Annotated in this window: 18 protein-coding genes, 1 tRNA gene and 4 pseudogenes; 14 read left to right on the forward strand and 9 right to left on the reverse strand. The window is 70.9% G+C overall.

Going from position 1 to position 19,084, the window contains the following annotated elements:
* Positions 1 to 11 precede the first annotated feature (11 nt).
* The 3 genes from QF027_RS42450 to QF027_RS42460 are packed head-to-tail and all read left to right on the forward strand — an operon-like array spanning position 12 to position 2,913.
* A complete protein-coding gene (locus tag QF027_RS42450) occupies positions 12 to 1,358 on the forward strand; it encodes an amidohydrolase family protein (RefSeq protein ID WP_307080738.1) in 1,347 nt (448 codons plus the stop codon).
* Positions 1,355 to 2,227 (forward strand): cupin domain-containing protein, encoded by an 873-nt coding sequence (locus QF027_RS42455; protein ID WP_307080740.1) that lies wholly within the window; start codon positions 1,355 to 1,357, stop codon positions 2,225 to 2,227. Before QF027_RS42450 ends, QF027_RS42455 begins: the two co-directional genes overlap by 4 nt.
* Positions 2,224 to 2,913 carry an SDR family oxidoreductase gene (locus tag QF027_RS42460; protein ID WP_307080742.1) on the forward strand — a complete coding sequence of 230 codons (690 nt, stop codon included), beginning with the start codon at positions 2,224 to 2,226 and terminating at the stop codon, positions 2,911 to 2,913. Before QF027_RS42455 ends, QF027_RS42460 begins: the two co-directional genes overlap by 4 nt.
* Positions 2,914 to 2,929: 16 nt before the next feature.
* Here the strand turns inward: QF027_RS42460 and QF027_RS42465 are convergent, their stop codons facing one another.
* From QF027_RS42465 to QF027_RS42485, 5 genes and pseudogenes are all read right to left on the reverse strand, one after another.
* Positions 2,930 to 3,724 (reverse strand): SAM-dependent methyltransferase, encoded by a 795-nt coding sequence (locus QF027_RS42465; protein ID WP_307080744.1) that lies wholly within the window; start codon positions 3,722 to 3,724, stop codon positions 2,930 to 2,932.
* 150 nt (positions 3,725 to 3,874) lie between these two features.
* Positions 3,875 to 4,207, reverse strand: coding sequence for a DUF3140 domain-containing protein (locus tag QF027_RS42470; protein ID WP_307080746.1), 333 nt, complete (start codon positions 4,205 to 4,207; stop codon positions 3,875 to 3,877).
* 33 nt (positions 4,208 to 4,240) lie between these two features.
* A complete protein-coding gene (locus QF027_RS42475; protein ID WP_306973590.1) occupies positions 4,241 to 4,720 on the reverse strand; it encodes a Dps family protein in 480 nt (159 codons plus the stop codon).
* On the reverse strand, positions 4,717 to 4,974 hold the full coding sequence (locus QF027_RS42480) for a WhiB family transcriptional regulator (protein ID WP_266568451.1): 258 nt from the start codon (positions 4,972 to 4,974) through the stop codon (positions 4,717 to 4,719). The genes QF027_RS42475 and QF027_RS42480 overlap by 4 nt, the downstream gene beginning before the upstream one ends.
* Before the next feature lie 44 nt (positions 4,975 to 5,018).
* Positions 5,019 to 5,820 (reverse strand): annotated as a pseudogene (locus QF027_RS42485) (lysophospholipase).
* Between the two features lie 110 nt (positions 5,821 to 5,930).
* Here QF027_RS42485 and QF027_RS42490 point away from each other — a divergent pair.
* Together QF027_RS42490 and QF027_RS42495 are read left to right on the forward strand one after the other, a co-directional pair.
* Positions 5,931 to 6,239 (forward strand): annotated as a pseudogene (locus tag QF027_RS42490) (3-oxoadipyl-CoA thiolase); the annotation flags it as partial.
* Between the two features lie 80 nt (positions 6,240 to 6,319).
* Entirely contained in the window at positions 6,320 to 7,093 is a 774-nt protein-coding gene (locus tag QF027_RS42495) for a sulfite exporter TauE/SafE family protein (protein WP_306973586.1), read from the forward strand.
* Here the strand turns inward: QF027_RS42495 and QF027_RS42500 are convergent.
* Positions 7,079 to 7,873, reverse strand: a complete 795-nt coding sequence (locus QF027_RS42500) for a TIGR01458 family HAD-type hydrolase (protein WP_307080748.1) — start codon at positions 7,871 to 7,873, stop codon at positions 7,079 to 7,081. The two genes, QF027_RS42495 and QF027_RS42500, sit on opposite strands and share 15 nt — an antisense overlap.
* A 139-nt stretch (positions 7,874 to 8,012) precedes the next feature.
* Between QF027_RS42500 and QF027_RS42505 the strand changes: the two genes are divergently transcribed.
* On the forward strand, positions 8,013 to 8,759 hold the full coding sequence (locus QF027_RS42505) for a cobalt-precorrin-6A reductase (protein WP_307080750.1): 747 nt from the start codon (positions 8,013 to 8,015) through the stop codon (positions 8,757 to 8,759).
* 25 nt (positions 8,760 to 8,784) lie between these two features.
* Here QF027_RS42505 and QF027_RS42510 read toward each other — a convergent pair.
* The 3 genes and pseudogenes from QF027_RS42510 to QF027_RS42520 all read right to left on the reverse strand — a co-directional run.
* A pseudogene (locus QF027_RS42510) lies at positions 8,785 to 9,550 on the reverse strand (MFS transporter); the annotation flags it as partial.
* 212 nt (positions 9,551 to 9,762) lie between these two features.
* On the reverse strand, positions 9,763 to 10,536 hold the full coding sequence (gene cobF, locus QF027_RS42515; protein ID WP_307080752.1) for a precorrin-6A synthase (deacetylating): 774 nt from the start codon (positions 10,534 to 10,536) through the stop codon (positions 9,763 to 9,765).
* A 481-nt stretch (positions 10,537 to 11,017) separates the two neighbouring features.
* Positions 11,018 to 11,536: a DUF309 domain-containing protein gene (locus QF027_RS42520; protein ID WP_306973578.1), complete on the reverse strand. Its 519-nt coding sequence runs from the start codon at positions 11,534 to 11,536 to the stop codon at positions 11,018 to 11,020.
* A 100-nt stretch (positions 11,537 to 11,636) separates the two neighbouring features.
* Between QF027_RS42520 and QF027_RS42525 the strand changes: the two genes are divergently transcribed.
* The 8 genes and pseudogenes from QF027_RS42525 to QF027_RS42560 all read left to right on the forward strand — a co-directional run bounded on the left by QF027_RS42525 (position 11,637) and on the right by QF027_RS42560 (position 18,923).
* Positions 11,637 to 11,710, forward strand: a tRNA-Pro gene (locus QF027_RS42525).
* 251 nt (positions 11,711 to 11,961) lie between these two features.
* Positions 11,962 to 13,002, forward strand: a complete 1,041-nt coding sequence (locus tag QF027_RS42530; RefSeq protein ID WP_306973576.1) for a glycosyl hydrolase 53 family protein — start codon at positions 11,962 to 11,964, stop codon at positions 13,000 to 13,002.
* Positions 13,003 to 13,016: 14 nt separating this feature from the next.
* A complete protein-coding gene (locus tag QF027_RS42535) occupies positions 13,017 to 14,357 on the forward strand; it encodes a right-handed parallel beta-helix repeat-containing protein (RefSeq protein ID WP_307080753.1) in 1,341 nt (446 codons plus the stop codon).
* Positions 14,358 to 14,456: 99 nt separating this feature from the next.
* Positions 14,457 to 16,799: a DUF4132 domain-containing protein gene (locus QF027_RS42540; protein WP_307080755.1), complete on the forward strand. Its 2,343-nt coding sequence runs from the start codon at positions 14,457 to 14,459 to the stop codon at positions 16,797 to 16,799.
* Positions 16,800 to 16,923: 124 nt separating this feature from the next.
* Positions 16,924 to 17,415, forward strand: a pseudogene (locus QF027_RS42545) (RICIN domain-containing protein); the annotation flags it as partial.
* Positions 17,416 to 17,454: 39 nt separating this feature from the next.
* A complete protein-coding gene (locus QF027_RS42550) occupies positions 17,455 to 18,321 on the forward strand; it encodes a pectate lyase (protein WP_373432521.1) in 867 nt (288 codons plus the stop codon).
* Positions 18,322 to 18,417: 96 nt separating this feature from the next.
* A complete protein-coding gene (locus QF027_RS42555) occupies positions 18,418 to 18,744 on the forward strand; it encodes a hypothetical protein (RefSeq protein WP_307080757.1) in 327 nt (108 codons plus the stop codon).
* On the forward strand, positions 18,741 to 18,923 hold the full coding sequence (locus QF027_RS42560; RefSeq protein ID WP_307080759.1) for a hypothetical protein: 183 nt from the start codon (positions 18,741 to 18,743) through the stop codon (positions 18,921 to 18,923). Before QF027_RS42555 ends, QF027_RS42560 begins: the two co-directional genes overlap by 4 nt.
* Positions 18,924 to 19,084 lie beyond the last annotated feature (161 nt).

Consider the following 19,084-nt stretch of genomic DNA (forward strand, 5'->3'; position numbering starts at 1 on the left):
GAGGAAGCGCGATGACCCATCGGATACTCCTTCGTGCCGGACACGTGCTCTCGATGGACCCCGCAGTCGGGGACCTGCCCAAGGGTGACGTCCTCATCGAGGACGGGAAGATCGCGGCCGTGGACCGCGAGATCGACGCGGAGGCCGAAGTCCTCGACATGGCCGGCCGCATCGTGATCCCCGGCTTCGTCGACACCCACCGTCACACGTGGGAGGCCTCGATCCGGAACGTGGCGCCCGACGCCACCCTCGACGACTACTTCGTCGACATCCTCGACACCTTCGCACCCCTTTACACACCCGAGGACGTGTACGCGGCCAACCTCGCGGGCGCCCTGGAGTGCCTGAACGCCGGCATCACCACGCTCGTCGACTGGTCCCACATCAACAACACGCCCGAGCACCCGGACGCGGCGATCCGGGCCCTCACGGAGACCGGCATCCGCGCCCAGTACGCCTACGGCAGCGCCAACACCTCCCTCGCCGACTACTGGTTCGAGAGCAAGATCGCGATCCCGGGCGACGACGTACGCCGCGTCCGCACCGAGTACTTCGCCTCGGACGACGGCCTGCTCACCCTGGCCCTCGCCACCCGCGGCCCCGGCTTCTGCGTCAACGACGTCGTCACCTCGGAGTGGGCCCTCGCCCGCGAGCTGGACATCCCGATCACCGTGCACGTGGCCATGGGACGGCTCGCCGGCCGCTTCGGGATGGTCAAGCAGCTCCACGACCTCGGACTGCTCGGCCCCGACACCACCTACGTCCACTGCTGCTACTTCAGCGAGGAGGAGTGGCGGCTGGTCGCCGACAGCGGCGGTACGGTCTCCATCGCGCCGCAGGTGGAGACGCAGATGGGGCACGGCTGGCCGCCGGTGATGAAGGCGATCGAGCACGGACTGCGCCCCTCGCTCAGCATCGACGTCGTCACCACCGTGCCCGGCGACATGTTCACCCAGATCCGCGCGGCCTTCGGCGCCGAGCGGGCCCGCGTCAACGCGGCGAGCTGGCAGGCCGATGTCCCGGTACCCGACACGATGTTGACCGCACGTCAGATGCTGGAGATAGCCACCAGCAACGGCGCGCATGTCGCCGGTCTGGAGGACCGCACCGGCTCCCTCACCCCGGGCAAGCGCGCCGACGTCGTCGCGATCGACGCAACCGCCCTGAATGTGACCCCGGTTCACGACGCCGCCGCGGCGGTCGCGCTGAGCGCCGACGTGTCCAACGTGGAGACCGTCCTCGTCGACGGCGTCGTCCGCAAGCGCGACGGCAGGCTCACCGCCGACGTGGCGCGCGCCCGGCGCCTGGTCGAGGAGTCCCGTGACCGGCTGCTGGCCGCGAAGGAGGCCCGGGCGTGACGCGACACCTGGTGCGCCGGGCCGCCGACGTGCCGGAGCCGTCGTACGACGAACACGGCTACCGGCGTCGGGAGTTGGTCGGCGAGGGCGACGGCAGTTCGCACACCGGTTTCGGGGTGTGCGAGCTGCGGCCCGATGGGGCGGTCCCGGCTCATGTGCACTCGTACGAGGAGAGTTTCCACGTCCTTGACGGGACCGTGGTCCTCGATGTGCCCGAGGGGTCGTACCTGCTGGAGGAGGGTGACTACGGCCTCCTCCCGGCCGGGGTCCCGCACGCGTGGCGCGGCGCCGGGGACACTGTCGCCCGCTGGGCCGACATGCTCGCGCCGGTGCCGCGGGCCCGGTACGGGTACGACACCCAGGCGGTCCCGGCGTGGCCCGCGCGCCCGCCCGTCCGTATCGACGTCCGCGATCCGCGCACCCGGTCCTTCGGTCACTTCGATCCCGCCCAGATGGACCCGGGCAAGCAGTCCCAGGACCTGCTCGCGGTGTCGGCGAGCATGCGGACCGCGCTTCTCGTCTACAGCGGGATCACGGTGAAGATGATGGTCGACAGCGATCTCGGCGCGGTGGCCTCGACGATGTTCATGGTGCAGTACGCGCCCGACGGCGTCGCGGGCACGCACGACCATCCCTTCGAGGAGACGTATCTGTTCCTCGAGGGCGAGGTGGACGGGGTCTTCGACGGTGCGCGACACCGGCTCGGTCCGGGCGACTGCGCCTGGGCGGGCGCCGGTTGTGTGCACGGCTTCTCCAACGCCGGTGACGGACCGCTGCGTTGGCTGGAGACACAGGCCCCGCAGCCGCCCGCGCGGCACTCGTACCGCTTCACGCGGGACTGGGACTACCTGAGGGAGGCTTCCCGATGAGCGGCGTGGTGGTGATCGGCGGAACCTCGGGCATCGGCAGGGAGTTCGCCAGGGTGCGGGCGGAGCGCGGCGACGAGGTGGTGATCACCGGGCGCGACGCCCACCGCGCCGACACCGCGGCCAAGGAGATCGGCGCCCGGGGGCTCGCCCTGGACCTCGCGCGGCCGAAGGGGATCGCCGACGCGCTGGGCGATGTGGGGACCGTCGACCACCTGGTGATCACGGGCGTCTCCCGGGACGAGAACCGGGTGGCCGAGTACGACATCGACGCCGCCGTCCACCTCGTCACGCTCAAGCTCGTCGGCTACACCGCCGTCGTGCACGCGCTGCGGTCCCGGCTGCACGACGACAGCGCCATCGTGCTGTTCGGCGGACAGGCCAAGGAGCGGCCGTACCCGGGCGCCACGACGGTGGCGACCGTCAACGCCGGGGTGACCGGGCTGATGCACACCCTCGTCGTCGAACTCGCGCCCGTCCGGGTCAACGCGATCCACCCCGGAGTCGTGGGCGACAGCCCCCACTGGCGGGCCAAACCGGAGCAGGTCCTGGCGGGACTGCGGGCCAGGACCCCGACCGGACGGCTCGCGACCGTGGCGGACGTGGTGGACGCCGTGGACTTCCTGTTGCGCAACGGCTCGGTCAACGCGGTGGAGTTGAGCGTGGACGGGGGGTGGCTGCTGGGGTGAGTCGCCGGCTCGAGGCTCAGCGCTTGATGCCGACCGCCCCGTACAGCGATACGGGGTCGCCGTCCTCACGCGCGTCCGGACGCCACCGCGACAGGGACACGATCCCCGGTTCCAGCACCTCGAGTCCCTTGAAGAGACGGCTCACTTCGTCGCGCGAGCGGGCCACCAGGGTCACCCCGCTCGCCGTGTACGCCGCGATGCCCGCGTTCACCTTCTCCGGATCGAAGTCCGCCGTCATCGCCGACAGCACCAGACAACTGCCCGGCGCCAGCGCGCCGACCAGTGTGTCCACCAGTTCCTGCGCGCCGTCCTCGTCGGAGATGAAATGCAGCAGCGCGACCAGCGACAGCGCGACGGGCTGCTCGAAGTCGAGGACGGCGGAGGCCCCTTGGAGGATCCGCTGCGGCTCGCGGGCGTCGGCCTGGAGGTAGTGCGTCGCCCCCTCCGGCGTGCCGTGCAGCAGGGCAGCCGCGTGGGCGAGGACGATCGGGTCGTTGTCGACGTACACCACCCGTGCGTCCGGTACCGCGGACTGGGCGATCTGGTGGAGGTTGGGCTCGGTGGGGATGCCGGAGCCGATGTCGAGGAACTGGCGGATTCCCGCGTCCCGTACGGCGACCCGGGTGGCCCGCTCCATGAACCGGCGGTTGGCGCGTGCCTGCCGGGGTGCGTCCCCCTGCGCCGTGATCCGCCGTCCGAGCTCCTCGTCGACGGGGTAGTTGTCCTTCCCGCCGAGGAACCAGTCGTACACCCGGGCCGGATGCGGCCTGCTCGTGTCGATCCGCCGGCCGGCCGACTCGGTCCCGGTCACACAAACTCCTCTGCTCGACTGGATGTGCGAGCAGTGTGCCATGTCATCCGGCGCGCCGGAGGGCGTCTTCGGCCGGATCGTCATGGATGGCCGAGCAGTCATGGCCGACGGGCGGAAACCCGTCGGCCATGACCAGTCGTCCCGCTGTGGCTACGGCTTGAGCGGGTCGTGCCCCAGCGTCATCAACCGATGCCTGCGCACGGTCTTCTCGGCCTCGGGTTCGTTCTCCACGTCGGCCTCGGCGGTGACGGTGTCCACGACCTCGTACATCACCTCGATGTCGTCGTCGGTCAGGTCCGTGCGCCGCTTCTGCAGGATCGCGAGGACATGCTGCCCGGTCGGCTCACCCGCGTGCTCCGGCAGCGGCTCCGCGGACTCGTCGGCGTCGCTCACCCGCAGCCAGGCGGCCAGTTCCTGCGAGGTCATGTTCACCGCACGGTGGAAGTCCTCCCACAGTGCGTCGAGTTCGAGGGCGTCGGTCATCGCATGCGCCTTTCCGTGGTGCTTCGGGGCTGGTCAGTCCCGGGGCCAGTTCTCGGCCTCGAACATCCAGCGCTGCTTCTCCAGCTCCGCGGTGATGCCGATCAGCAGATCCTGCGTGACCGGATCGGCCTTCTCGGTGGCGTCGATGCGCTCGCGCAGCCGGCCGATCGCCGCCTCCAGCGTCTCGACTATCAACCGGACGACCTCGTCGTCCCGGATCCAGCCGCTCTTCGAACCGGGCAGCGTGTAGGCCGCGGCGATCGTCTCCGGCCGGCCGTCGGGCGGCAGGCCCAGTGCCGCGGCGCGCTCCGCCACCGTGTCGGAGAACGAGCGAGCCGTCGACACCACCTCGTCCAACTGGAGGTGGATGGACCGGAAACGCGGGCCCACGATGTTCCAGTGCGCCTGCTTCCCGATCAGCGACACGCCGACCAGATCCACCAGAGTGCTCTGCAGGGCCTCTCCGACCACCTCGCGGGCCGAATCGGGCAGGGTGCTCCTCACCACAGTCATACCGTGCTCCTCCTTCTGGCATGGTCAATGCCGTCACGGAGCAGCGCGTCGCGTTCCTGCTCGCAGGTTCCTCCCCACACGCCCGAGGTCTGCCCTCCGCTGAGCGCCAGGTCGAGGCACTCGGGGGTGACCGGGCAACGGGCACACACGCGCTTCGCCGCTGCGATGTCCCGCAGCGCGGGTCCTTGTGTGCCCACAGGGAAGAACAGTTCAGGGTCCTCTCCCACGCAGGCTGCTCGACGCAACCACTCCATGGGGGCGCGGGTGCCCCGGGCGTACTCGTGCAAACAGCGGTGTCTCAGCGCGTGAGCACGGCGTCGATGAAGTCCGTCACGTCTGCGAAGACCACCGCCCTGTTCGTCTCGTTGAACACCTCGTGCCGGGCACCGGCGTAGATCCGCTCGGCGAACCTCCCGCCCCTGAGCTCCTCGACTCCGACGCGGCTTCCGGCGAGCGGGACCAGCCGGTCGTCGTCGCCGTGCAGCCACAGCAGCGGGAGCGGTCCCACGTCACCGCTCGTGGACACGGTCTCCAGGGTGCGGGCGAAGGCCTCCACCGTGGGCCGCTTCATCGGACCGTGCCAGACGAGGGGATCGGCCCGGTACGCCGCGCCGACCGCCGGGTCGCGGGAGAGCGAGGCCGGGCTGATGGGCGTGTCGGGGATCTCGTCGAGGGCGAGCAGCGCCCCCGGCAGCTCCCAGGCGCCGATCACCGGCCCCGACAGCACGAGCGCGGCAAGCTCGGTGCCGTACCGCTGGGCGAAGCGGGCGGCGATCAGACCGCCCATGGAGTGCCCGACCATCACGAGGGGCACCCCGGGGTGGGTGTCCCGGGCCAAGTCGGCCACCGCGTGCACATCCGTGACCAACGTCCTCGAAGTCCTCGATCAGGACACGCTCGCCCGCGGACTTGCCGTGCCCGGTGTGATCGGGCCCGAAGACGGCCGCGCCGTGCGTCACGAGGACCCCGGCGAGCTCCTCGTACCGGCCGACGTGTTCGCCGTAGCCGTGTACGAGGAGTGCCATGTACCGGGGCCGGTCGTGGGGCCACTCGCGCACGGTGAGGCTGCCCTGCGTTCCGGCGAGGACGTGCTCGGCCATGTCTCCTCCAGTTGCGCCACAGTCCGAAACTAGCATTGCTAATTAAAGCTTCCCGGCCCCTCGATGACGACGGTCAGGAGTCCCGTCGTGCGCCCCGTCCACTTCGCCGCCCGCCGCCCGCCGCCCGCCGCCCGCCGCCCGCCGCACCTCCAGAGGCCGACTCCGCGGCGCCCTGTCCGCCCGAGTTCAACGAGGCCTTCGCTGCCCAGGCCCTCGACTGCGTCGACGAGCTCGGCATCGACCCCGACCGCGTCGACCCGACCGGCGGCGCGATCGCGCTGGGCCGCCCGCTCGGCTGCTCGGACGCTCGCATGCTCACGACCCTGCTGCACCGGATGCGACGGACAGGGGCGGCACAGGGGCTGGCGACCGTGTGTGTGGGCGTGGGGCAGGGGAGCGCGATGCTGGTGGAGCGGCACCAGCGGAAGCGCGCCAACAGGACCACTCGGCGAGACGGCACTTACCAGACCGCCTACCTGCACCTAGCATCGGTCTCCGCATGGACACGATGACGCTCTGGCACATTTCCGGTTGGGGGTTCGCCGCGCTCGCCGCCGCGGCGGTGCTCGTCGGCTTCTCCAAGACGGCCGTGAGCGGTGCCAACACGGTCAGCCTCGCGATCTTCGCCGCCGTGCTGCCCGCCCGCGCCTCCACCGGCGCCCTGCTGCCGATCCTGATCGCCGGGGACGTGCTCGCGGTGCTCACCTACCGACGGCACGCCCACTGGCCCACGCTCTGGCGCCTGTTCCCGGCGGTCGCGGTCGGCGTGGTCGCCGGCACGCTGTTCCTGCAATGGGCGGACGACGGGATCGTACGGACGTCGATCGGCGCGATCCTGCTGTTCATGGCCGCAGTGACGCTGTGGCGCCGTCGCGCGGCCGACGCGCCGGAGGAACCCGACGAGGTCGCCACCCGGACGGGCCGCGTCAAGGCCCGTTCCTACGGCGTCCTCGGCGGCTTCACCACCATGGTCGCCAACGCCGGCGGCCCGGTGATGTCGATGTATCTGCTGTCGGCGGGCTTCCGCAAACTCGGCTTCCTCGGCACCTCGGCATTCTTCTTCCTGATCGTCAACGTCTCCAAAGTGCCCTTCAGCGTCGGCCTGGGCCTGATCGACGGCCACTCGCTACTGCTCGACCTCGCCCTCGTGGCGTTCGTCGTGCCCGGTGCGTTCCTCGGCAAATGGGCTGTGAACCGGATCAACCAGAGGCTGTTCGAACAGTTGGTGATCGCGGCGACGATCGTGGGCGGCGTACAGCTATTGGTCCACTGACTCGCCCAGCAGCGCCGGCAGGTCCGCAAACGACTCGACCACGTGGTCAGGTGCGCCACTGGCGGAGCGGTGGGTCTCCGGGAGGTACTTGCCGGTCTTCACGAGCACCCCGGTGAGTCCGGCGCGCTGCGCGGCCAGCACGTCCGACTCGATGTCGTCCCCCACCATCAGCGCCTCGTCCGCCCCGACCCCGAGCCGCGTCAGCGCCGCCTCGAAGAACGCGGGCGACGGCTTGCCGGTGACCTCGGCCTCGGTCCGGGCGGCCTTCTCCAGCCCGGCCAGGAAGGCCCCGGAGTCGAGCTGGAGCCCGTCGTCGGTACGCCAGTACAGATTGCGGTGCATCGCCACCAGTCGGGCCCCGCGCTGGAGATGTGCGAAGGCCTGGTTCAGCGCCGCGTAGCCGAACTCGGGGCCGGCGCCCCCGAGGACGACGACATCCACGTCCTCGGACTCGACGCCCACGAGCGTGACGCCCGCGAGATCCTCGGTGATGTCCCCGCTGTTCAGCAGCGTGCAGCGCGCGCCGGGACAGCGCTCGGCGAGATACGCGGCGGTGACCGAGGGCGCGGTGAGAATGTCCTGCGCCGACACGGTGAATCCCGCCCCCTTCAGCACCGAGGCGATCGACGCCCGCGTCCGCGAGGTCGTATTGGTCACCAACGCGACGCCGAAACCGGCCTCCCGAACCTCCCGCAACGCCGCAACCGCCCCCGGCAACGGCTCCCACGACACGGTGAGAACCCCGTCGATGTCGATCAGGACTGCGCGCACGGATGCCATGCCCGGACGATAACCACGGACGGGCGGGAGCGCGCGTCGTCGTGCGTCTCGCACGCCCTGCCCGTAGGGCGCCCGCCGTCGGCCGGCGGTGCGCGCCCGCCGTGTCGACTTCCGCCCCTGACCTCGTACGCTACCCGCCATGGCCCCCCACATCCTGATCCTCGGCGGCACCACCGAGGCCCGCGAACTGGCCGCCGTGCTCACGGCGCGGCCGGGAATTCGCGTCACCACCTCTCTCGCGGGACGGGTGACCCGGCCGGGCGCGGTCGCGGGGGAGGTGCGGATCGGGGGGTTCGGCGGGGCGGCCGGGCTGGCCGACTGGATGCGGGAGCAGCACGTAGACGCCTTGATCGACGCCACACACCCCTTCGCCCGCGCGATCACCGCCCATGCGGCGCGGGCAGCTGAGGCGACCGGCGTGCCCTCCGTGGTGTTGCGCCGCCCGAGCTGGCGCCCCGGACCGGGGGACCGCTGGCATCCGGTCGACTCCCTCGACGCGGCCGCCGCGTTGCTGCCGAGCCTCGGTCGGCGAGTGTTCCTGACCACCGGCCGCATGGAGCTCGCAGTCTTCGCCCACCTCAGCGAACTGCACTTCGTCGTACGGTCGGTTGAGCTGCCCGAGCCGCCCATGCCCCCGCACACGGAAGTGCTCCTGTCTCGTGGCCCGTTCACGGTGGCCGACGAGTCGACGCTCCTCTACGACCACTGCATCGACGTCCTGGTGACCAAGGACAGCGGGGGAGCGGCCACGTCCGCCAAACTCACGGCCGCCCGCGAACTGGCCCTGCCCGTAGTGGTCGTACGCCGACCGGCCCTCCCGGACGGGGTGACCTCCGTGCCGGACGTGGCGGGAGTTCAGCGGTGGCTGGACCTCGTCTCGCCGTGACGCGGGGAGGCGGCCACGAACCCACTCAGGCGGTGCTGCTGCCCGCCAACTCCCGCGCCCGCCGCGGCAGCCCGTTGTTCAGGTCCTCCACCAGGAGCCGCTTCGCGATCGTGTCCACCGCCGCCCTCAGGTCCGTGCCCGAGGGGCGGCCGATGCCCCGCTGGACGCGGTCCGCCAGCCAGTTGCCCCACGCCGTGCCGATGACCTGGGCCGCGCGCCCGCCCGTCCGGGTGTGCGAGAGGACAGTGCCGTCGCGGGTCGGACAGCCCTCCTCGACCATCCGGCCGAAGACCGGCAGCAGCACGTCGGGCGGCAGACGGCGCGCGGCGATCATGCCGAGGCTCGCGTGGCCGACCGTCCGCGCGTGCAGTTCCACCTGCGTCACGGCCCAGGCCCCGGCGACATCGAGCCGGATGTCGGAAACCGTCATGATCCGGCACGCGGTGTCCAGGTCCGTGCTGCCGAGGAATCTTCCCGACCGAGGCCTCCAGGGTCCGCTGCGAGTCCGCTCCGGACGGTGACGCGGACCCCTCACCCATGTCGGTCGAACCGGCCCGCGCGCTGTCGCGCAGTTCGACCTGCTCGAGGAACAGGGCGACGACGAAGCCGAGCGCGGCGACGGCCGGCGGGAGCCGGTACAGCCCCTCCGGGCTGGTTGCCGCCCTGGTGAAGGCGGCCGCGTCCGACCCGCCACCCACCCGCACCGCGGAGGCGATGCCGTCCTTGGGGTTCGGGGTCAGGGAGTTGGTGTGGATCGTGCCGAAGACCGCGGTGCCGAAGGAGCTGCCCAGGTGCCCACCAGGGTCTGGTCGCGGGCGGCGAGCAGCATCCCCAGCATGATCGTCACGAAGACGACATTGCGGCGGCGCGCGTCCAGCACGGGCGGTCGGGCGGCCGCCGGGAGGTGCGGTGTCCTCGGCGACCGTCACAGCGGCACGATCACACCGCCGGGCCATCCGTACATGTCAGGGCCGTCCGCTCGGATGCGGCCCCGGAGGCAGGTCTACCGCTGCTTCGGGTCACGGCGCAGCAGATACGTGTCCATGATCCAGCCCTTGCGCTCCCGGGCCTCGGCACGCAGCCGCTCGATCCGGGGCGCGGCTTCGGCGATCGGCCCGTGGACGAGGATCTCGTCCGGCGTGCCTATGTACGCGCCCCAGTAGATGTCGATGTCCTCGTCGGCGTACGCGCGGAAGGCCTGGTGGGCGTCGAGCATCACGACCACGTCGTCCACCCCCTCCGGGAAACCCTCGGCGAGACGTCGGCCGGTGGTGATCTGGACGGGCCGCGCGACCCGGTTCAGCCCGGTGCGGTGCCGTGCCACCAGCGCCGACACGCTGCTGATGCCCGGCACGACGTCGTACTCGAAGGACACCGAGCCCCGCTCCAGGATCTCCTCCAAGATGCCGAGCGTGCTGTCGTACAGCGCCGGATCCCCCCACACCAGGAACGCGCCGCTCTCCTCCTCGCCCAGCTCCGAGGTGATCAGCCGCTCGTAGATGTCGGCACGGGCGCTGCGCCAGTCCCCGACGGCGGGGGAGTAGGCGGCGCCGCCCGCACCGCGGTCCCGCTCCGGGTCCCGGGCCTCGACCACCCGGTATGCCCCCTCGGGTATGTGCGCGTCCAGCATGTCCCGGCGCAGCCGCGTCAGGTCGCTCTTCACCTCGCCCTTGTCCAGGACGAAGAACACGTCCGTGCTCCGCAGCGCCCTCACCGCCTGGAGGGTCAGCTGCTCGGGGTCGCCCGCGCCGATACCGATGACATGAATCTTTCGCACACCCCGAGTCTGCCGCACGCCACTGACAGTACGTGCACCGCGTCCCACCAGGGCTGTCCGGGCAGCCGGGGTCGTGCGGGCGCCCGGGGCCGGGATTGCGCGGGCGGCCGGGGGATGAGGGCGGCCCGTCTCGCAGTGGGTCGGGGGAGGTCTGTACGGCGAGCCAGGGCAGCCAGGGTCGTGCGTGTAGTTGGCGGTAGCCGGGGCTGTCCGCGAGGCAGGCGGCAGCGGACGGTGCGGGTGCGGCCGTGGGCCTGGGATTTGCGTGCGGCCGTGGATCGATGAGGGCTGCGGCGGCAGCCAGAACTGGCCGCGGGGCAGGCGGCAGCCGGTAGTGGCTGAGGCGGCGAACGGCCCGTCGTGACGCGGCCGGCCGCAACTGCCCAGGGACGCGGGGAACTGCGCGACCGGCCCCCACTCACCCGCACTCGCCCGGCAACCCGACCCGGCACCCCCGTAGGCGCGGCCGGGTCGACGAGGGCTATCCGCGCAACCGCGGTGCCCGTGCCCCCGCGTCGACGCTCGTACCGGTCTCCTCCACGAGGTCCGCGAGCCGCCGGGCCCAGTCCGCCAGCCCCGCGAGATCCATTCCGTACGGCCGTCCTCTCCCGGCAGCCGACGCGGCCCACTCCTCCACGGCCCCGGCGCCTCGCCGCAGCAGCCGCGCCCCGCCCGTGACGTTCCCCCGGGCCGCGTGGGTCAGTCCCACGGCGAGCTGGGCCAGCCCCCGCCACAGGGCGCGCTCCTCGTCGGGACCCGACTTCCAGGCGTCCTCGAAGACCTCGTGCGCATGAAACGGGCGCCCCGCGTCCAGCAGCTGCTGGGCCTCGGCCACGGTTTCCTGTGGGGTGCGCACCACGCCCTCCGGCTGCCGGGCGACGCCCTCGGCGCCGTACGGCAATGGCCGCCCGAGCCCGTCCCGCGGCCGGGCGTTGCGCGCCCGCCCCTCGCTGTCCCGGTCCCGCGCGCCCGTCTGCCGTCCTGAGGATGTACTGGCCATACGTCGATTGTCCCGCGCCCGGCGGCCGCTTCGGCCCCGCCCCCGACGTGGGGTAAAGTTCTGTACGCGCGTCCACGCGGTCCACCGCGGGGCAGCGCACCGGGACGTGGCGCAGCTTGGTAGCGCACTTGACTGGGGGTCAAGGGGTCGCAGGTTCAAATCCTGTCGTCCCGACGGTGCGAAGGGTCTTCGCAGGCGAGAGCCTGTGGGGGCCCTTTTCGTGTGTTCGGGCACCTCTGGACGGCCTCCACCACGGCGGCAACCTCGCCGAGGCCTGCGGCGACCTACAGGCGAAGTTCCGGACGGCTCCCGCCCCGGTACCGGTCAGCAAGCGGCTCGGCCCGCCGGCGGGAGGCGCTCCGCACCGCCTCACCCCCACCCGGGCCGCCATGCGGTCCGGACCCGACGAACCGAGGAACCCCCACATGACCGACACCGAACGAAACGAGCCCTCCGGCTTACGGCGGCGCAGTGTCCTGCTCGGCGCAGCCGCCGGTGCGCTCGCCTTGGGCGCAGGCCCCCTGGCGACCCCGGCGCAGGCCGCTTCCTTCGTCAAGGGCGCCGACGTCAGCTGGCTGCCGCAGATGGAGGCACTGGGCTACTACTGGAACAACAGCGCGGGAGTGAAACAGGACCTGTTCACCATCCTCAAGGGCTACGGCATCACCGCGATCAGTCTGCGGACCTGGGTCAACCCGTCCAGCGACCCGGCCAACGGGCACTGCTCCATCGAGGAGACCGCGCAGCTGGCGAAGCGCGCCAAGGACGCCGGTATGCAGGTCCTCATCGGCTTCCACTTCGGCGACACCTGGAACTCGGTCGGCGTGCAGAACCCGCCGGCGGCCTGGGCGAGCATGACCTACAGCCAGATGCTCGACGCCATGTACGACTACGTCTACCACTCGTGCAACATCATCAAGTACTACGGCGTGACGCCTGCCTGGGTGAAGATCGGCAACGAGACCAACTCCGGCATCTGCAAACCGGTCGGCAGCATCAGCCGCCCCGCTCAGATGACGGGCCTGCTGAACGCGGCGTACGACATGTCCAAGGACGTCTTCCCGAACACCCCGGTGATGGTGCACCTGGCCCAGCCGCAGAACCTGGCCGGCATCCAGAACTTCCTCAACGCCTACCGGGACAACGGCGGAAGATGGGACATCACCGGCCTGTCCTCGTACGCGCAGGGCGGCAACGTGCCCACCGTGCTGGCCAACATGCAGACCATCCAGTCCGGTTACGGCAAGCCGGTCATGCAGGTGGAGTACGGCGGGCCGGTCGGCAAGCCCACCCAGGTACGCGACTCGCTGAAGGCGTTCATCACCGGGCTGCAGGGTTTCGGCGGTCTGGGCACCTTCTTCTGGGAGCCCGAGGGCTACCCGTCGTTCAACGGCTACAACAGCTCGGCCTGGGACGAGAGCACACGGCGGCCCACGGCGGCCATGGACGGATTCCTCAACGGGTGAACCAGGAGTCAACTATGAGTTCTGGCAAGTTTGTCGGGCGGGCCCTGCTGATCTCGGCGGTCACCCTGAGCCCCTTCGCGATCCCCGCCGGTTCGGCGGCCGTGAGCAACGCAGTGGCGGCGGCCGCCTATTACGTGGCCCCAGGTGGCAACGACAGTGCCGCGGGCACGCAATCCGCTCCCTGGGCGACGATCGCCCATGCGCAGGCCGTGGCCCAGCCGGGCGACACCGTGTACTTCCGGGGCGGCACCTTCCGCTTCACCCGCGCGAACAGCGGCTGTACCAGCCAGACGGCCAGGGTCGACGCCATCACCCTGAACAAGAGCGGCAGTTCGGGCAGCCCGATCCGCTACTGGGCCTACCCGGGGGAGAAGCCCGTCTTCGACTTCTCGGGCATGACGGACGACTGCCGCATCAAGGGCTTCGACGTCACCGGCAGCTGGATCCACCTCAAGGGCCTGGAAGTCACCGGAGTTCCGCAGAACAACAACCTCAACCACGAGTCCTGGGGCATCTGGATCTCGGGCAGCAACAACACCTTCGAACAGATCAACACCCACCACCACATGGGCCCCGGCCTGTTCATCCAGAACGGCGGCGGCAACCTCGTCCTCAACTCCGACGCGCACGACAACTACGACACCCACTCCTCCAACGGGGCCGGGGAGAACGCAGACGGGTTCGGCGCGCACGTCTCGGCGGGCAACCCCGGCAACGTGTTCCGGGGCTGCCGCGCTTGGTGGAACGCCGACGACGGCTTCGACCTCATCAGCGCCTACTCGCCGGTGACCATCGAGAACTCCTGGGCGTGGCGCAACGGATACATGCCGGGAACGACCACCGCGGCCGGCAACGGAACCGGCTTCAAGGCGGGCGGCTACGGCGGCGACTACGACGCCGGCGCCGTCAAGCACACCGTCCGCACGTCGGTGGCCTTCCTCAACAGGGCGTCGGGGTTCTACGCCAACCACCACCCGGTCGCCAACGACTACTTCAACAACACCGGTTACGGCAATCACCCCGACTTCAACATGCTGGGAGTCGACTCGAGCGGCGCCGCCGTCGGCCGGGGCAACCTGCGCAACAACCTCGCCTACACGGGCACGTTGACGTCGAACATGACCGGTACGAGCGCCGCGAACAACTCGTGGAACCTGGGCATCACCCTGTCGGACGCACAGTTCCAGAGCGTGTCGACGTCCGGCTGGGACGCGTCCCGCCAGGCCGACGGGAACCTGCCCGCGCTGCCCAGCCTCCGCCCGACGGCCAACAGCACCTTGATCGACAAAGGCGTGAACGTCGGGCTTCCGTACAAGGGACAGGCCCCGGATCTCGGCGCCTTCGAGATCTCCTGAACAGAGTGCCGTTCCCGGTCAGCCGCCGCTGACGAGCGCTCCGGCATCGCGCCCCCCCGATCCGGTCGTGTTGTCAGTGGCGGCTGCCATGATCCGACCATGCTCTCCAACACCCAGGAGCCGAGCCTGGCAGGCCGGCTGATGCGTGCGCTGACCGACCCGGACTTCGAGATCGAGGTCCCGTACGGTGAGCTGCCGCGGCTGTCCGACGAGGAGCTCGGGACGCTTCTGCCGGAGGCCTACCGTGTGCGTCCGTCGGGCCCGGAAAGGTCGACGAGACTCGCCCACGCGGTCGAGCACGCCGCCAGGGACCGCCGACCGCGCTACACACCCGACGCGTGCCGTCGGATGTTCGAGGTGCTCGTGGAGCGGAGCGAGGAGCGCGGCTGGGTGGACCTCACGCGGGGCGTGCAGGCGCTGGAGCAGTGCACCGGCCCGCTGCCCGACGTCTCCGCCCCGCTCCGGACCCTGGTCGAGACCCTCCTGGCCAAGGACACCCTGAGTCAGCTGCATCCGCTGATCGCGCTCGCGCGGCTCGCGGGCGAGGACACCCTGCGGGCAGTCGTGGAGCGTCTCTCCCGTGGCACGGGCCCCATCGTCGCGGACGAAATCGCCGTCGTCGTCGGTCTCGCTCGGGCCGAGCAGGCCCGGCTGTCCGAGGTGGACCGGCAGCACAGGCTCGTCCAGTCGCCGAACGCCCCTGACACATGGCAGCCGTTCGCCGAGAACCCCGCCTACATCGCCTTCGCCCGCCGAGCCCTGGAGGCGGCGGCCGAGCGTGCCGAAGGGATCCACGCCGGCGAGATCCCCTACCGGGCGGACAAGGCGTTCACCGACCGTGAGGTCATCACCCTCGGACAGGCGGCACGGGTCGCTCTGCTGCGTGACGAACCCTGGCTGCCGGACCTGTTCGACCGTCTCCTGCCCGGCATCACCCTCGCCCCGACCGCGGCGAGGACTCTCCCCTCCCAGGCCCTCCTGTACGAACTCGTCCGTGCCGCACAGGACTTCCCCACCCCCGAACTGGTCACGTCACTGCGGACCGTCCGCAAGAGTGTCCGGCACGCCGGAGTCCCCAAGCAGCTCGACAAGATGCTCAGGAAGGTCGAGGCGGCCCTCGCGGAGCGGACCGACGTGGCGCTACGGCTCCCCACGCTCGGCTTCGACGACGAGGGCGTCCTGCGCCGGGAGGTGGGCGACGGCTACGCGGCGGTCGTCACCGTCACCGACACCGCCACACTGACCTGGCACAAGGACAACCGCCCCCTGCGCGGTGTCCCCGCGCCCGTACGCCGTGAGCAGCCCGCCCTCGTCAAGGAACTGCGCGACCTCGTCAAGCGCGTGGACGCCCAACTCCTCACCCTGGCCCGCGCGTTGGAGGGTGGCTACACCGTCGACGCGGTACACCCGTACGGCTGGTGGCGTGCCGCGCTCGCCGGGCATCCGCTCGCCCGGGGTGTCGTACGCCGACTGATCTGGGAGGTCGAGGTCGCGCCCGGCGCCTGGCGGGCCGTACTGCCCGAGACCGGAGAACTGCCCGAGGCGCCCGACGACGCCGCCGTACGGCTGTGGCACCCGCTCCGCTCCGAGCCGGACGCCGTGCGGGCCTGGCGGGATCTTCTGGTCGAGCGGCAGGTACGGCAGCCCTTCAAGCAGGCGTTCCGGGAGATCTATCTCCTCACCCCGGCCGAGGAGGAGACCCGTGTCTACTCCAACCGCTTCGCCGCCCATCTCGTCCACTACCACCGGATGTTCGCGCTGCTCAGAGCCCGGGGATGGGCGAGCGAGCGGCTCGGGCCCTGGGACGGCGGGGCCGAGGACGCCGCGGAGCGGACGCTGGGAGCGGGGCAGTGGCGGGCCCGCTTCCACCACGAACTCGCCGACTGGCAGGGTGAGGATCTGCTGGCCGCGACCGACCAGGTGCGCTTCGCCCGCCGGGTCGCGGGCGACTGGCAGGAGACACCGCTCACCGACGTACCCCCGCTGGTGTTCAGCGAGGCCATGCGCGACGTGGACCTCTTCGTCGGCGTGACCTCGATCGCCGCGGACCCCCAGTGGACCGACCGGGGCTCTGAGCGCGCCTACTGGGAGCGGGCCGGGTTCGCCGAGCTGACGGCGAGCGCGGAGGCGCGCAAGGACGTCCTCGCGCGGATCCTGCCCCGGCTGAAGATCGCCGACCGGTGCTCGCTCGACGCCCGCCACCTCGTCGTACGAGGCGGCTTGCGGACGTACCGGATCCATCTGGGCTCGGCGAACATCCTGATGGAGCCCGACAACTCGTATCTGTGCATCGTCCCGGCGCGGGGGAAGGGCGACGGCAAGGTGTTCCTGCCGTTCGAGGACGACCGGCTGTCGCTGATCCTCAGCAAGGCGTTCCTGCTCGCCGACGACACGAAGATCACCGACCCCACCATCCTCGCGCAGCTCGGGCGGCGTGCCTGAACCCACGCGAGTGATCGACTTTTTCGCGATCGACGGCAACCCCGATGCGGCGGGCGGCGACTAGGGGCAGGAGCATCCCCACTCCCTCCGCCGAACGTCCTGATTCGCGAACGAGAGTCACCACATGGGCACCAGAGGAACCGCGCGCAAGCCGCACCGCAAGAAGCCCACCCGCCACCGAGGCCTGCTGATCGGCACGCTGGCCACGATCCTGGTCGGCGGTGCCGTCACCGGCGGTGTGCTGCTGACGGCGTCCGCCTCCGGGCCGCGCGCGGGCACCTACCGGCTGGTCAACGCCGCCGACGGCACCTGCCTGGCGGCACCGCACGCGAGCACCGCCGACGACGTGCAGCTGGCGCAGGCCGACTGTAACGGCGGCACCGACCAGAACTGGCGACTGGCCTCCTCCGGTAAGGGGTTCACGGTGCGGGCTGTCCAGAGCGCGCTCTGCGTGGGCGTGGAGGGCGACTCGACGGCGGCCGGCAAGGCCGTGCAGCAGCAGACGTGTGACGGCGGCGCCTCGCAGGTGTGGAAGGTCGGCGCGGTGGGCGACACGTACCACCTGGTCAACTCCGCCGCCGCCAAGTGCCTGAACGTCAAGTCGGGTCTGGCGCAGCAGAGTTCGTGCGACAAGGCGAGCGGCAAGAGCTGGAGGCTGGAGCCGGCGAGCGGTGCCACGCGGACGGCCTCCCCGCCGCCCACGACCGCGTCCCCCTCCGCATCCGCATCCGCATCTCCGTCGGCTTCGAGGACGTCGGCCTCCCCGAGCGCCTCAGCATCGGCGAGGAAGAGCGCCTCCCCACCCGCGCCGCCCACGTCCACCGCCGGATTCGCGGCCTGGCCCACGGCCACCGGTGAGAAGGCGGTCGCCACCACCATCGAGGTCTCCGGCACCTACGACGGCACCCTCAAGCGCTTCCACGGTTCGGGCGGCCTCGGCAGCGACAGCCAGGACGAGGACCAGGGCCCGCTCTTCGAACTCGCCGACGGGGCGACGCTGAAGAACGTCATCCTCGGCTCCCCGGCCGCCGACGGCGTGCACTGCTTGGGCAGTTGCACCCTGAAGAACGTGTGGTGGCAGGACGTCGGCGAGGACGCGGCGACCTTCAAGGGCACGTCGGCCTCAGCGACGTACCTCGTCGACGGCGGCGGTGCACGGAAGGCGGACGACAAGGTCTTCCAGCACAACGGCGCCGGAACCCTGACCATCAGGAACTTCCAGGTCGCCGACTTCGGCAAGCTCTACCGCTCGTGCGGCAACTGCAGGACGCAGTACGAACGCCATGTCGTCATCAGCAATGTGAAGGTCACCGGGCGCGGCAAGGACATCGCGGGCGTCAACGCCAACTACGGTGACACGGCCACCCTCTCGGGCGTGACCATCGTCGGGGACAGCAGCAGGAACATCACCGTCTGCGAACGCTTCCAGGGCAATGCGTCGGGGGCCGAACCGTCCTCACTGGGCAGCGGGGCGGACGGCACGCACTGCAGGTACAGCGCGTCGGCCATCACCTACCGGTGACGGCCACGCCCTCACTCGGGCGGTCCGGGCGAGGATGGTCATGCGGCCGGGACCTGGTGATTGAAGGTTAAAACGGGGCGTGAGTAGGGTGACGCCATGGACACGACGCCACGCTGGCTGGACGCCGACGAACAGCGGGCCTCGATGGCATACGTCGCATTCTCGACCCTCCTCGGCGACTACCTGAACCGTCGGCTGAGGCGCGACGCCGAAACGACCCACGCCGACTACACCCTGCCGGCCCAGCTCTCCTCGGCCCTCGACCACGCCCTCGGCATGTCCGAGCTGGTCCGGCGCCTGAAGATCACCCGCAGCCGGCTCATCCACGCGGTGAACCGGCCGGCCGAGGCCGGCTGGTGGACCGCCGTGAGGACCCCGCGGACGGGCGTGGCCGGCGTGCCGTCCTCACCGACGAGGGCATGACCCTGCTGGAACAGGCCGCTCCCGGACACGTCGAAGCGGTGCGCCGGGTGGTCTTCCACGTGGTAAGCCGGGAGCAGGCGCGCCAACTCGCCGAGATCGGGGAGGCGATCGGGGAGGCGTTGCACCGGGTGGAGAGTGCCGAGGCGGATCCGGTGGTGCTTCCTTGGCGACGGCGCTGAGGAAGGGCGGGGCGCTGGGGTGAGGGCCGGTGCGCAGGCTTGGACCGGGTGCGCGGAGTCCGACTGGCCTGGAGCTCCGAAGTCGTCGAGTCCGTCCAGGACTCCGATGGCCCATCGGATCAGCCGGAATCCTGATGTTCCGTCGATCGGCTGGGGCCCCG

Source organism: Streptomyces canus (assembly GCF_030816965.1).
Lineage (GTDB): Bacteria > Actinomycetota > Actinomycetes > Streptomycetales > Streptomycetaceae > Streptomyces > Streptomyces canus_E.